The organism is Pseudomonas sp. SP16.1, from assembly GCF_052682975.1.
The window spans coordinates 4981255-4994149 of sequence record NZ_JBQYFZ010000001.1 but is presented as its reverse complement, the minus strand read 5'-3'; the positions used below and the strand labels follow the sequence as shown (position 1 = coordinate 4994149).

Here is a 12895-nt window from a genome sequence, read left to right as displayed (position 1 = left end):
GTGCCCCGCGCACAGCAGCCCTAGAACCCGTGGCGGGCGAAGATCGCGGCGTAGCTGCCATCCTCGTGCATGGCCTGGATCGCCCGGTCGAAACGGCTGACGATCTCGCGGTGCTGCGGATGGCTGCGCCGCACCAGGATATGCAGGCCGTTCTCGCTCAGCGGCAGCGGCAGAAATTCCAGCTCATCACGAATGCCGCGCAACTCGCGATCCAGGTGATAGCGCGCCACCAGCTCGTCCTCCAGGGTCAGCTGTACGCGCCGGGCATGCAGCATGCGGGCGGCGGTGGCGAAACTGCTGACGCCGACCTTGAGCAGGTGTGGATCGCTGTCGAACTCGCGGGCATAGGCATAGCCGCGAACCAGGGCGATGCGGTGGGGATAGAGATCGGCGAGCTTCTCGAATTGGATGCCGGCGCCCTTGCGCTGCAGGAAGCGGATGCGATTGATCAGGTAAGGCTGGGAAAAGTAGCCGAATTCGGCGCGCTCGGCGCTGTACCAGGCGTTGATCAGCACGTCGTAATGGCCACGCTTGAGCCCCAGCAGCGTTCGCTGCCAGGGCACTTCGAGGTACTGGCTGTCATACCCGGCGCGGTGCAGCGCCTGCTCCACCAGCTCGCTGGACAGGCCGTTGCCCGGCAGCGTCTGGTCATTGAACGGCGGCCAGGGATTGGCTACCAGTCGCAATGAATCCCCCGCCGCCAGCGCTGGGGACAACAACAGGAGCAACAGCCAGGGGCGCAACATGAGCATCGGCAGCGATTCGCCTGGGAAAATTCGCTGTAGTGATAGCAGGTAGGTCGAACGCCGTCACTGACTCAGGATTGAAATATGGCCTCGGCTTCTCGGACAGCCACCTCGATGGCCTGGCGATAATCCAAAATTCGGCCACCCTGACCGGTGCCCCCTCAAACCCGGCGCACAGCCGCGGCAGGAGGCTAGCCGGCCAGTTCCAGTTTGCCGCCAGGAGCGAGCGGGCCCGGGATTCGACGAGCGAACACCGCACAGGCGTGTGGTTGGACAAAGCGGCCTGCACTGACTAGCGTCGCTAGAGCGTTTTTTCGCCCTGGGCGCCCGCGTTCGCATCGGCTCGTCGGCCGATTGGGCGCCCCGGACGGCCAGGAGACGAGTGCTTGCAGGAGAGGGACAAGGAATGGTTACCGCCGCGAATACGCTATTCATCAAGGGTGCCGATTTCGCCATCCAGCATGGCGTCTACATGCGCCACTTGCGTTTGAAGAATCTCGGTATCGAGGATCGTCACGAGTATCTGATCCTGTGGTTTCCGGAGAAGCTCGACGCCTATCCGAACCTGTCGGACGTCACCGGTGGCCGCGCCACCGTTTCGGCCAACGGCGGGGTGAAGATGGACCTGGACTACCCGGAAGTGGCCACTTTCGGTCTGTACCACCTCAACGGTAAGACTCCAGAACTGCTGTACTGGGTCGATTTCGATCATTGGCCGATGAATGGAATGAACCTCAAACCCGGCCTGGCCAACGGTCATTACCACCGGGCCGACAGCCTCGGCGTGCAACGCCCGGTGATGGATCAACACCGGGCGCTGCTGCTCAAGGTGGTCAGCTACCTCAGGTACGGCACTTTCTAGGGCAGCGCGAACGCGGCGTACTTTTCAAGGACGCCGCATCGGCCCCGGGCCTTCGGGTAAGATGCGCGTCCGAACCAGCCTGGGGAATTCTCGTGTTGCACACCGAGGTACTGATCATCGGTGCCGGCGCCGCCGGCCTGATGTGCGCCGCCAACGCCGCCGCGCGCGGCCGCCGCGTGCTGGTGCTGGACCATGCCAACAAGGCCGGCAAGAAGATCCTCATGTCCGGCGGCGGGCGCTGCAATTTCACCAACCTGTACTGCGAGCCGGGCAACTTCCTCTCGGAAAATCCGCACTTCTGCAAGTCCGCCCTGGCGCGCTACAGCCAGTGGGACTTCATCGGCCTGGTGGCCAAGCACGGCGTGCCCTATCACGAGAAGAAGCTCGGCCAGCTGTTCTGCGACCACAAGGCCAATGCCATCCTCGATCTGCTGCTGGCCGAGTGCGCCGAGGCCGGCGCCGAGATCCGCCTGAACACCGCGGTGCAGAGCATTGCCAAGACCGACGGCGGCTTCCTGCTGCACAGCGACCTCGGCGCTATCGCCTGCCAGTCGCTGGTGATCGCCAGCGGCGGGCTGTCCATCCCCACCCTCGGCGCCACGGGTTTCGGCTACCAGGTGGCCCGCCAGTTCGGCCACCAGGTGCTGCCGACCCGCGCCGGCCTGGTGCCCTTCACCATCACCGACCCGCAGCTCAAGACGCTGTGCACGGAGCTGTCCGGCACCTCGGTGGAGGACTGCCTGGTGAGCTGCAACGGGCAGAGCTTCAAGGAGAACATCCTGTTCACCCACCGCGGCCTGTCCGGCCCGGCGATCCTGCAGATCTCCTCCTACTGGCAGCCGGGCGACACCCTGCATATCGACCTGCTGCCGCATATCGACCTGCCCGAGTGGCTAGCGACCCAGCAGCGCGAACGCGGCGCCAGCGAGCTGAAGACCCTGCTGGCCGAGCTATTCACCAAGAAGATGGCGACCCTGCTGGTCGACAGCTGGTTCGCCAACAAGCCGCTGAAGCAGTACAGCCCGGGCGAGCTAAAGACGATTGCCGAGCGCCTGTCCGACTGGCAGCTGGTGCCGGCCGGCACCGAGGGCTACCGCACCGCCGAAGTCACCCTGGGCGGCGTCGACACCCGCGAGGTGTCGTCCAAGACCCTGGAATCGCTCAAGGTGCCGGGACTGTACTTCATCGGCGAGGTGCTCGACGTCACCGGCCACCTCGGCGGCTTCAACTTCCAGTGGGCCTGGGCCTCGGGCTACGCCGCCGCGCAGTACGTCTGAGGCATCCGCCAACCCGGTCTGGCGTCGCCGGGTGCGCCGTGCGCTGTAATGCCCCAAGCGCAGTCTAGGGCATGCGCAGGGAACCGCCGCCGCGGCGTGGACTCTGCTAAAAACAACAGGTACCTGCGCACCTCGCACAAGGACAGTCCGCCCCATGACCCTCGACCAAGGCCTGATCTTCGCCATTCTCGTCGCCAGCATGGGGCTGTTCATCTGGGGCCGCTGGCGGCATGACGTGGTGGCCCTCGGCGCCCTGCTGGCCTGCGTGATCGCCGGTCTGGTGCCGGAACGCGAGGCCTTCGTCGGTTTCGGCCACCCGGCGGTGATCACCGTGGCCTGCGTGCTGGTGCTCAGCTATGGTCTGCAGAGCAGCGGCGCGGTCAACCGCCTGGCCCAGCGCCTGCTGCCCGGCAACGCCGGGGTGCTGGCGTCGATCGCCGCACTGACCGGGCTCGGCGCCCTGCTCTCGGCCTTCATGAACAACGTCGGCGCCCTCGCCCTGCTGATGCCCATCGCCCTGCAGATCGCCGCGCGCCTCGAGCTGCCGCCCGGCCGGGTGCTGATGCCGCTGGCCTTCGGCACCATTCTCGGCGGCATGACCACGCTGATCGGCACGCCGCCCAACCTGATCGTCTCCAGCTTCCGCGCCCAGCACGGCGCCGGCCCCTTCGCCATGTTCGACTTCAGCCCGGTGGGCGTGGCGGTGGCGCTGGCCGGCGTGCTGTTCATCACCCTGCTCGGCTGGCGCCTGGTGCCCAGGCGCGAAGTGGGCAACGCCGCCAGTTTCGACACCGGCCGCTACCTCACCGAGGCGCGCGTCAAGGACGGCGGCAAGGCCCAGGGCAAGACCCTGCGCGAGATCGAGCAACTGCTCGACGAGGCCGACGCGCAGGTGGTGGCCATGGTGCGCAACAAGCTGCGCCTGAGTGCGCCCAACCCGCGCCGCGTGCTGCAGGCCGACGACGTGCTGGTGATCGAGGCCGAGCCCGAGGAACTGGGCGAGGTGCTGGGCCACCTGGACCTGCTGCTGGAAGCCGAGCGCGAGGCCAAGGAGGCCGAGCAGCAACGCCAGGAGGATGGCTCCGAGCCGGAGAAGAAGGAGGCCAACGACGAGGAACGTGGCCTGCTGGAGCTGCTGGTCAAGCCCGATTCGCAACTGATCGGCCGTTCCGCCAGCAGCACCCGCCTGCGCAGCCGCTACGGCATCAACCTGCTGGCCATCTCGCGGCAGAGCCATCGCTCGATCAAGCGCCTGCGCTCGACCCTGATCCAGAGCGGCGACGTGCTGCTGATGCAGGGTGGCGCCGAGGATATCGGCGAGTTCGCCAACGACTACGGCTGCGTGCCGCTGGCGGCGCGCGCCATCGTCATCCCCGATGCGCGCCAGGCCAACCTGGCCCTGGGCGTGATGCTGCTGGCCATCGCGACGGCCGCGTTCGGCCTGCTCTCGGCCGCGGTCGCCTTCGCCGCTGGGGTGCTGGCCTATATGCTGCTGCGCCTGATCCCGCTGCGCGCGGTGTACGAGGCCGTCGACTGGCCGGTGATCGTCCTGCTCGGCGCGCTGATCCCGGTGGCCGGGGCCATGTCGGAAAGCGGCGCCGCCGACCTGCTGGCGCGCCTGCTGATGGAGCACCTGGCGCAGGGCAACCCCATTGTCACCCTGACCCTGCTGCTGGTGGTGACCATGACCCTGTCGGATTTCATGAACAATGCCGCCACCGCCGCGGTGATGTGCCCCATCGCCCTCAGCGCCGCCAGCCAGCTCGGGGTCAGCCCGGATTCGCTGCTGATGGCGGTGGCCATCGGCGCCTCCTGCTCCTTCCTCACCCCCATCGGCCACCAGAACAACACGCTGATCCTCAGCCCCGGCGGTTTCCGCTTCGGCGACTACTGGCGCCTCGGCCTGCCCCTGGAGATTCTCGTGGTGCTGGTCGGCGTGCCGCTGCTGCTGTGGGTCTGGCCGCTGTAGAAGCTGTGCAAAGGGCGCTCATGACGCCGGGGTAATGCCCAGCACCACGTCGAAACGCGCGACCTGCTCGTCGACCCGTCCGCTCACCGGCACGAAGGGTACGATCAGCAGCTCGCGCAGCTGCGGGTCGCGGATCGCGTTGAGCAGGCCGTCGCGGGCGTTCTGCGGCTCGCCGCGGATATAGCACTGGGTGGCGAAGCGCGGCAGCCCCGGCAGGGTCACCGCCAGGTGGATATGCGGGGTGCGCCCGGGATAGGCCACCGGACGGACGGTGCGAAAGCGGTAGCGGCCGTCGGCGCCGGTGGTGAAGCGGCCGTAGCCCTGGAAGCCGGGGTCGCGGCGCTGGCGGTCGCCGCCGCGGCTGTGCAGGTAGATGCCGTTGGCATCCACCTGCCAGATTTCCACCAGCGCGCCCGCCAGCGGCTGGCCGCGGCCATCGAGGATCAACCCGTGCAGCTGCACGCGGATGCCGCGCGCCGGCTCGGCCTGGCCCTCGACCCGCACCAGGTCGTTGTCGCGATCCAGCGGCAGCTGATCGGGGTAGAAGGGCCCGAGCGTCTGCGCCGGGGTCAGCAGGCGCCCGGCCAGCGCCAGCGAAGGGCTGGCCAGCCAGGCGCCAGCGGCGGCAACGAGCAGCAGATGGCGACGGCTGGACATGGATGCTTTCCTCCGCGGCGCGGTGCGCACGACCTAGGCGGCCCCGCGACACCCTAGGACAGATGCTCCAGCACCCCGGCGGCCGACTGGAACGGCAGGCCGTGGGCCTCGGCGACGCTGCCGCAGGTGATCACGCCCTTGGCCACGTTGAGCCCGTTGAGCAAATGCGGGTCTTCCTGCAGGGCGCGCCGCGTGCCCTTCTCGGCTAGGGCGACGACGAACGGCAGGGTGGCGTTGTTCAGCGCCAGGGTCGAGGTGCGCGCCACCGCGCCGGGCATGTTGGCTACGCAATAGTGCACCACCTCGTCGACCACATAGGTGGGCTCGGCATGGGTGGTGGCGCGCGAGGTCTCGGCGCAACCGCCCTGGTCGATGGCCACGTCCACCAGCACCGCTCCGGCTTTCATCTGCCGCACCATCTCGGCGCTGATCAGCTTGGGCGCGGCGGCGCCGGGGATCAGCACGCCGCCGATCACCAGGTCGGCGGCCAGCACCTGCTCGCGCAGCGCGGCGCGGGTCGAGTAAAGCGTGGTGATGCGGTTGCCGTACAGCGAATCGAGCCGGCGCAGCGCGTCGACGCTCTTGTCCAGCACCGTGACGTCGGCGCCCAGGCCCACCGCCATGGCCAGGGCGTGACTGCCGACCACGCCGCCGCCGAGGATCACCACCTTGCCCGGCGCCACCCCGGGCACCCCGCCGAGCAGCACGCCGCGGCCGCCGCGGGCCTTTTCCAGGCAATTGGCGCCAGCCTGGATCGACATGCGCCCGGCTACCTCGGACATCGGCGCCAGCAGCGGCAGGCGACCCTGGGCGTCGGTCACCGTCTCGTAGGCGATGCAGGTGGCGCCGCCGGCCATCAGCTCGTCGGTCTGCGGCCGGTCCGGGGCCAGGTGCAGGTAGGTGAACAAGGTGTGCTGCGGGCGCAGCTTGGCCCGTTCCACCGCCAGCGGCTCCTTGACCTTGACGATCAGCTGCGCCTCGCCGAACACCTCGGCGGCGCTGTCGGCGACATGGGCGCCGGCCTGGCGGTAGTCCTGGTCGGTGAAGCCGATGGCGGTACCGGCCTGGGTCTCGACCCAGACCTCGTGGCCCAGCGCGGTCAGCTCGGCCACCGATTGCGGGGTGAGGCCGACGCGGTACTCGTGGTTCTTGATTTCCTTGGGGACGCCGATGCGCATGGCTGCCTCCTGATGGACGGATTGGGACGGCTTCCCTGAAGTCTAGAAGAGCCGTTTCGCCCGCCCCCGCTGAAAAGGGGCGGCGAAACAGGGCATTTCCCTAAAAATCTGCGCGTCAACCGCGCGGATGCAGCCAGCCGGGGGCCAGCTTGGCCGGATCCACCCGCGCCTCTTCCCGCCAGGCGATGCCCAGGTCGCGCAGGCGCCGCTGCAGACTGCCGTCGGCGTAGGCGGCGAACAGTTCGCTGCAGCCGCCCAAGTGCTCGCCGCCGAGGAAGATCTGCGGGATGGTGCGCTGGCCGGTGCGCTGGCGCAGGGCGACGCGCAGCCGGCCGCCGAGGTCGTCCTGCTGATAGGCCACCGAGTCCAGGTCGACCGAGCGGTAGTCCAGGTCGAGGGCGGCGAACAGCTTGCGCGCCGACCAGCAGAACTCGCACCACTCCAGGGCGAACATCACCAGCGGCCGCTCGCTGTCGGCCAGGATTTCCTCGAGCAACGCGCCGGCCGCCGCGTCCGCTGCCGGCGGCGCCTCGTCCACGGCGGCCGGCGGTGCCGCCTGATCGAAGCGAAAGCCCGGGGTGGAGGCGGCCAGGGCCAGTTCCTCCTCGGTCATGTCCACGGCGATGTCCTCGAACAGCGGGGTCGACAAGTAGCGCTCGCCGGTGTCCGGCAGCATGCACAGGATGCGGCTGCCCGGCGCAGCCTCGGCGGCCACGGCCATGGCCCCGGCGAAGGTGGCGCCGCTCGACGGGCCGCAGAAGATGCCCTCCTGGCACGCCAGCTGGCGCGCGTAGTGCAGCGCCTGCTTGCCGTCGATCGGCAGGATGCGGTCGATCAGGCCGAGCTGGCGGGCGTCCTCGGTCAGCTTGGGGATGAAATCCGGCGTCCAACCCTGCATCAGGTGCGGGCGGAACGCCGGGTGGCTGTCGCTGGGCCGCCCCTCGGCGCCGCGCGCCTGGGCGATGCCGCTGCCCAGCAGCGGCGAATTGTCCGGCTCGCAGAGCATGATGCGCGTGCCCGGGCTGCGCTCGCGCAGCACCCGCGCGGTGCCCTTGAGGGTGCCGCCGGTGCCGTAGCCGGTGACGAAGTAATCCAGCGGGCGGTCGGCGAAGGCCTCGAGTATCTCCAGCGCGGTGCTGCGCGTGTGGGCGTCGGCGTTGGCCTCGTTCTCGAACTGGCGCACCAGGAACCAGCCGTGGGCCGCGGCCAGTTCCTCGGCCTTGCCGACCATGCCGCTGCCCTTGAGCGCGGCCGGGGTCAGCACCACCCGGGCGCCGAGGAAACGCAGGATCTTGCGCCGCTCGATGCTGAAGTTCTCCGCCATGCACAGCACCAACGGGTAGCCACGGGCGGCGCAGACCATGGCCAGGCCGATGCCGGTGTTGCCGCTGGTGGCCTCGATCACCGTCTGCCCGGGGCGCAGCGCGCCGCTGCGCTCGGCCGCCTCGATCACGCTGAGGGCCATGCGGTCCTTGACCGAGCCCATCGGGTTGAAGGCCTCGAGCTTGACGTACAGCTCGACCCCGGGCGGCGCCAGGCGGTTGATGCGCACCACCGGGGTGCGCCCGATGCATTCGAGGATGTTCCGGTAACGCCCGTTCATCTGTCACCTCCCGCGCCCTGCGCAGGTCCGGCGCTACTCCTTGCGCGTAAGGTCCTTGAGCCCCTGGAGCAGGTCCACCGGCAGCGGGAAGACGATGGTCGAGCTCTTGTCGCCGGCGATGCTGCCCAGGGTCTGCATATAGCGCAGCTGCATGGCGCCGTCCTGGCGGCCGAGCATCTCGGCGGCCTGCATCAGCTTCTCCGAGGCCTGCAGCTCGCCCTCGGCGTGGATCACCTTGGCCCGTCGCTCGCGCTCGGCCTCGGCCTGCTTGGCGATGGCGCGGATCATCGACTCGTCGAGGTCGACGTGCTTGATCTCGACGTTGGCCACCTTGATGCCCCAGGCGTCGGTCTGGATGTCCAGCACCTGCTGGATGTCGGTATTGAGGCGCTCGCGCTCGGCGAGCATCTCGTCCAGTTCGTGCTTGCCGAGCACCGCGCGCAGGGTGGTCTGCGCCAGCTGGCTGGTGGCGACGTGGTAGTCCTCGACCTGGATGATCGCCTTCTGCGGGTCGAGCACGCGGAAGTAGACCACCGCGTTGACCTTGACCGAGACGTTGTCGCGGGAGATCACGTCCTGGGTCGGCACGTCCAGCACTATGGTGCGCAGGTCCACCCGCACCATCTGCTGCAGCCCGGGGATGACGATGACCAACCCGGGGCCCTTGACCCGCCAGAAGCGGCCGAGCTGGAACACCACGCCGCGCTCGTATTCGCGCAGGATGCGAAACGCCGAGGCGAGCAACGCCAGGACGATGATCGCCAGCGAGAGAAAGCTCAGTTCGAAACCCATCAGTGACCTCCTTGGGGCGGCGGTTCGTCCACCGCGCTGACCTGCAGTTGCACGCCCTGGCGCGCCGTCACCCGCACCCGCTGCCCGGGCCGCAGCGGCCCCTCGCCCTGCACCTGCCAGCGCTCGCCCTGCAGCGCCACCCAGCCGGCGCGCGGATCGTCTTCGCGCACCGCGGCGATCGCCACCAGGCTGCCGACCAGGCCGCTGTCGCCGGCCACCTGCTGCCGGCGCCTGGCCTTCAGCGCCATGCCGACGATGGCCAGGATCAGCCCGGCGCTGACCAGCGCCAGGGTGAGGATCAGCGCCAGCGGGATGCCGAAGCCCGGCACGTCGGTGTCGATCAGGATCAGCGCGCCGAAGACGAAGGCCACCACCCCGCCGATGCCGAGCACGCCGAAGCTGGGCAGGAAGGCCTCGGCGGTGATGAAGGCGACGCCGAGCAGGATCAGCGCCACCCCGGCGTAGTTCACCGGCAGCAGCTGCAGGGCGTAGAGGGCGAGGATCAGGCTGATGCCGCCGAGCACCCCGCCGACGCCGCTGCCGGGGTTGGAAAACTCGAAGAACAGGCCGTAGACACCGATCATCATTAGCATCAGCGCCACGCTGGGGTTGGTGATCACCGCCAGCAGGCGGGTGCGCCAGTCCGGCTCGTGGCTGATCAGCGGCGCGCCGGCGGTGGCCAGGCGGTGCTCGACGCCTGCGGCCTGCAGGCTCTTGCCGTCGAGCTGGCGCAGCAGATCGGAAAGATCCCTGGCCAGGTAGTCGATCACCTTCTGCGCCAGCGCCTCCTCGGCGGATAGGCTGACCGCCTCGCGCACCGCGCGCTCGGCCCATTCGGCGTTGCGCCCGCGCATGTTGGCCAGGCCGCGGATATAGGCGGCGGCGTCGTTGACCTGCTTGGCGGTCATGGCATCGGCCGAGCCCTTCGCGCCCTGTTCCTGCTCGTCCGCCTCGCCCTTGTCCCTGCCCGGCGTGCCGGGCATGCCGATGGCCACCGGGGTGGCCGCACCGAGGTTGGTGCCCGGCGCCATGGCGGCGACGTGGCTGGCGTAGAGGATATAGGTGCCGGCGCTGGCCGCCCGCGCGCCGCCGGGGGCGACGTAGCTGGCCACCGGAATGGGGCTGGCGAGGATCGCCTTGATGATGGCGCGCATCGAGGTATCCAGGCCGCCCGGGGTGTCGATCTCGATCACCACCAGCTGCGCGCCCTCGTCCACCGCCTTGGCCAGGCCGCGCACCAGGTAGTCGGCGCCGGCCGGGCCGATCACCCCGTCCACCTGCAGCCGCACCACCGCTCCCGGCGCCGCACCCGCCCCCACCGATCCGCAGAGGATCAGCAAACAGAGGCACAGACGCAGCCAGACAGTGGACACCATCGACTCCCGGGAACCGCGCGGATGCCGGCAGTTGACGGCGGTTCCTTTCTGAGCATAGTCCATGCTCTCGGCGGGTCCGCGGTGCGACTCGTAGGGTGCGCCGCGCGCACCGGTGCTGCCTGGCGCATTTCTTGCGAACGGATATTGCCGGTACGGCCTGGGGCCCCTGACCGAACTGCCGCCCCCGCCGCCGCCACAGACGGATACCCGACGAGCGGGCAGTTCCGGTAGGCTGCTCGCATCCTTTCCGATCAGGTCGCCCATGCCCCGTCCCCGCCTTCGCCAATCGCTGCGCCGCCTCTGGGCGCTGGACAAGTTCAGCGCCAGCCTGCGGGTGTTCATCGCCCTGGCCGGCGCGCTGGCACTGTGCTGGTGGCAGGGCTGGATGCACGGGCTGATCCCGCTGTTTCTCGGCATCATCGCCAGCGCCCTGACCGAGACCGACGACAGCTGGCAGGGCCGCCTGGGCACGGTGCTGGTGACCCTGGTGTGCTTCAGCGCGGCGGCCTACGCGGTGGAGTGGCTGTTTCCCTATCCCTGGCTGTTCGTCGTCGCCCTGGCGCTGTCGGCCTTCTGCCTGACCCTGCTCGGCGCCCTCGGCGAGCGCTTCGCCACCCTCGGCTCCGGCACCCTGATCCTCGCCGTGTACAGCATGATCGGCGTCGAGCAGCGCGGCGGCGTCGCCGGCCTGTGGCTGGAGCCGCTGCTGCTGGTGGCCGGCGCCGCGTGGTACGGCCTGCTCTCGGTGATCTGGCACGCGCTGTTCGCCCAGCAGCCGCTGCAGCACAGCCTGGCCCGGCTGTTCCGTGAACTGGGCCGCTACCTCAAGCTCAAGGCGGCGCTCTTCGAGCCGCTGCGCCAGCTCGACGTCGAGGCGCGGCGCCTGGAGTTGGCCAAGCAGAACGGCCGGGTGGTGTCGGCGCTGAACGCGGCCAAGGAGATCATCCTGCATCGGGTCGGCAACGGCCGCCCGGGGCCCAAGGTCAGCCGCTACCTCAAGCTGTACTTCCTCGCCCAGGACCTCCACGAGCGCGCCAGTTCCTCGCACTACCCCTACAACGAGCTGGCCGAGTCCTTCTTCCACAGCGACGTGCTGTTTCGCTGCCAGCGCCTGCTGCGCCTGCACGGCGAGGCCTGCCAGCGCCTGGCCGGGGCCATCGAGCTGCGCCAGCCGTTCGAGTACCGCGAACTGTGCAGCCAGGCCCTGGAAGACCTGCACGCCTCGCTCGACCACCTGCACCTGCAGAGCAACCCGGCCTGGCGCCGCCTGCTGCGCTCGCTCGGCGCCCTGGCCGGCAACCTGGCCAGCCTCGACCAGCTGCTGAGCAACGCCAGCAACCCCGACGCCCTGGCCGACGAGCAGGACAGCAGCCTGCTCGACCGCGAGCCGCACTCCCTGCGCGAGGTGGCCGAGCGTATCGGCCAGCAGCTGACGCCCACCTCGCTGCTGTTTCGCCACGCGCTGCGCCTGTCCATCGCCCTGGCCGCCGGCTACGGCCTGCTGCACCTGATCCATCCGCAGCAGGGCTACTGGATCCTGCTGACCACGCTGTTCGTCTGCCAGCCGAACTACGGCGCCACCCGCCTCAAGCTGGTGCAGCGCATCGCCGGCACCCTGCTCGGCCTGGGCCTGGGCTGGGCGCTGTTCGACCTGTTCCCCGACCCGCGCATCCAGGCGCTGTTCGCCGTGGTCGCCGGGGTAGCCTTCTTCGCCACCCGTGCCAGCCGCTACACCCTGGCCACCGCGGCGATCACATTGCTGGTGCTGTTCTGCTTCAACCAGGTCGGCGACGGCTACGGCCTGTTCCTGCCGCGCCTGGTCGACACCCTGCTCGGCGGCCTGATCGCCGGCCTGGCGGTGTTCCTGATCCTGCCGGACTGGCAGGGCCGGCGCCTGGGCCGCATGCTGGCAGGCACGCTGAGCTGCAACAGCGCCTACCTGCGCCAGATCATCGCCCAGTACGCCCGTGGCAAGCGCGACGACCTCGGCTACCGCCTGGCCCGGCGCAACGCGCACAACGCCGACGCAGCGCTGTCCACCACCCTCGGCAACATGCTGATGGAGCCGGGGCACTTCCGAAAGGACGCCGATCTGGGCTTTCGCTTCCTGGTGCTGTCGCACACCCTGCTCAGCTACCTCTCCGGGCTCGGCGCGCACCGCGGCGAACAGCTGCCGCAGGCGGCCCAGGCGCGCCTGCTGGAGCAGGCCGAGGCCATCGCGCAAAGTCTCGACGAGATCGCCGCCGGCCTGCGCGGCGAACGCCCGCTGGCGATCCACAGCGACGCCGAACAGGCCCTGGCGCAAGAACTGGAGCGGCTCGCCGAGGACGCCGACGAACGCCAGCGCCTGGTGCAGACCCAGCTGGCGCTGATCTGCCGCCAGCTGGCGCCGCTGCGCACCCTCGGCGCCCATCTGCGCCAGGACAAGGGTTAGC

General features: G+C 69.4%; 10 protein-coding genes. 4 read left to right on the top strand and 6 right to left on the bottom strand.

Features of this window, described 5'->3' with window-relative positions:
- Positions 1–20: 20 nt before the first annotated feature.
- Entirely contained in the window at positions 21–752 is a 732-nt protein-coding gene (locus ACUTAF_RS23505; RefSeq protein ID WP_445582231.1) for a substrate-binding periplasmic protein, read from the bottom strand.
- A gap of 400 nt (positions 753–1152) precedes the next feature.
- On the opposite strand from ACUTAF_RS23505, the gene ACUTAF_RS23500 reads away from it, so the two are divergent.
- The 3 genes from ACUTAF_RS23500 (at position 1153) to ACUTAF_RS23490 (ending at position 4854) form a co-directional block, all read left to right on the top strand.
- On the top strand, positions 1153–1608 hold the full coding sequence (locus tag ACUTAF_RS23500; protein ID WP_445582230.1) for a hypothetical protein: 456 nt from the start codon (positions 1153–1155) through the stop codon (positions 1606–1608).
- 92 nt (positions 1609–1700) lie between these two features.
- Positions 1701–2885, top strand: a complete 1185-nt coding sequence (locus tag ACUTAF_RS23495; RefSeq protein ID WP_445582229.1) for a BaiN/RdsA family NAD(P)/FAD-dependent oxidoreductase — start codon at positions 1701–1703, stop codon at positions 2883–2885.
- Between the two features lie 154 nt (positions 2886–3039).
- Positions 3040–4854 (top strand): SLC13 family permease, encoded by a 1815-nt coding sequence (locus tag ACUTAF_RS23490; RefSeq protein WP_445582228.1) that lies wholly within the window; start codon positions 3040–3042, stop codon positions 4852–4854.
- Between the two features lie 18 nt (positions 4855–4872).
- Here ACUTAF_RS23490 and ACUTAF_RS23485 read toward each other — a convergent pair whose 3' ends face one another.
- From ACUTAF_RS23485 to ACUTAF_RS23465, 5 genes are all read right to left on the bottom strand, one after another.
- A complete protein-coding gene (locus ACUTAF_RS23485; protein WP_445582227.1) occupies positions 4873–5511 on the bottom strand; it encodes a dioxygenase family protein in 639 nt (212 codons plus the stop codon).
- A gap of 53 nt (positions 5512–5564) precedes the next feature.
- On the bottom strand, positions 5565–6689 hold the full coding sequence (gene ald, locus ACUTAF_RS23480) for an alanine dehydrogenase (protein WP_445582226.1): 1125 nt from the start codon (positions 6687–6689) through the stop codon (positions 5565–5567).
- A 115-nt stretch (positions 6690–6804) separates the two neighbouring features.
- The gene (locus ACUTAF_RS23475; RefSeq protein ID WP_445582225.1) at positions 6805–8292 is read right to left on the bottom strand and encodes a pyridoxal-phosphate dependent enzyme; all 1488 of its coding nucleotides are present in this window, start codon (positions 8290–8292) and stop codon (positions 6805–6807) included.
- A 33-nt stretch (positions 8293–8325) separates the two neighbouring features.
- Positions 8326–9084, bottom strand: coding sequence for a slipin family protein (locus tag ACUTAF_RS23470; RefSeq protein ID WP_445582224.1), 759 nt, complete (start codon positions 9082–9084; stop codon positions 8326–8328).
- A complete protein-coding gene (locus tag ACUTAF_RS23465; protein WP_445582223.1) occupies positions 9084–10460 on the bottom strand; it encodes an NfeD family protein in 1377 nt (458 codons plus the stop codon). Before ACUTAF_RS23465 ends, ACUTAF_RS23470 begins: the two co-directional genes overlap by 1 nt.
- 262 nt (positions 10461–10722) lie before the next feature.
- Here ACUTAF_RS23465 and yccS point away from each other — a divergent pair, with 262 nt between their 5' ends.
- Positions 10723–12894: a YccS family putative transporter gene (yccS, locus tag ACUTAF_RS23460; protein ID WP_445582222.1), complete on the top strand. Its 2172-nt coding sequence runs from the start codon at positions 10723–10725 to the stop codon at positions 12892–12894.
- Position 12895 lies beyond the last annotated feature (1 nt).

Excerpts from the sequence above, each read along its gene's own strand:
- ACUTAF_RS23505 (WP_445582231.1), bottom strand. The coding sequence starts at position 752 with ATGCTCATGTTGCGCCCCTGGCTGTTGCTCCTGTTGTTGTCCCCAGCG.
- ACUTAF_RS23500 (WP_445582230.1), top strand. The coding sequence starts at position 1,153 with ATGGTTACCGCCGCGAATACGCTATTCATCAAGGGTGCCGATTTCGCC.
- ACUTAF_RS23490 (WP_445582228.1), top strand. The coding sequence starts at position 3,040 with ATGACCCTCGACCAAGGCCTGATCTTCGCCATTCTCGTCGCCAGCATG.
- ACUTAF_RS23485 (WP_445582227.1), bottom strand. The coding sequence starts at position 5,511 with ATGTCCAGCCGTCGCCATCTGCTGCTCGTTGCCGCCGCTGGCGCCTGG.
- ald (WP_445582226.1), bottom strand. The coding sequence starts at position 6,689 with ATGCGCATCGGCGTCCCCAAGGAAATCAAGAACCACGAGTACCGCGTC.
- ACUTAF_RS23475 (WP_445582225.1), bottom strand. The coding sequence starts at position 8,292 with ATGAACGGGCGTTACCGGAACATCCTCGAATGCATCGGGCGCACCCCG.
- ACUTAF_RS23470 (WP_445582224.1), bottom strand. The coding sequence starts at position 9,084 with ATGGGTTTCGAACTGAGCTTTCTCTCGCTGGCGATCATCGTCCTGGCG.
- ACUTAF_RS23465 (WP_445582223.1), bottom strand. The coding sequence starts at position 10,460 with ATGGTGTCCACTGTCTGGCTGCGTCTGTGCCTCTGTTTGCTGATCCTC.
- yccS (WP_445582222.1), top strand. The coding sequence starts at position 10,723 with ATGCCCCGTCCCCGCCTTCGCCAATCGCTGCGCCGCCTCTGGGCGCTG.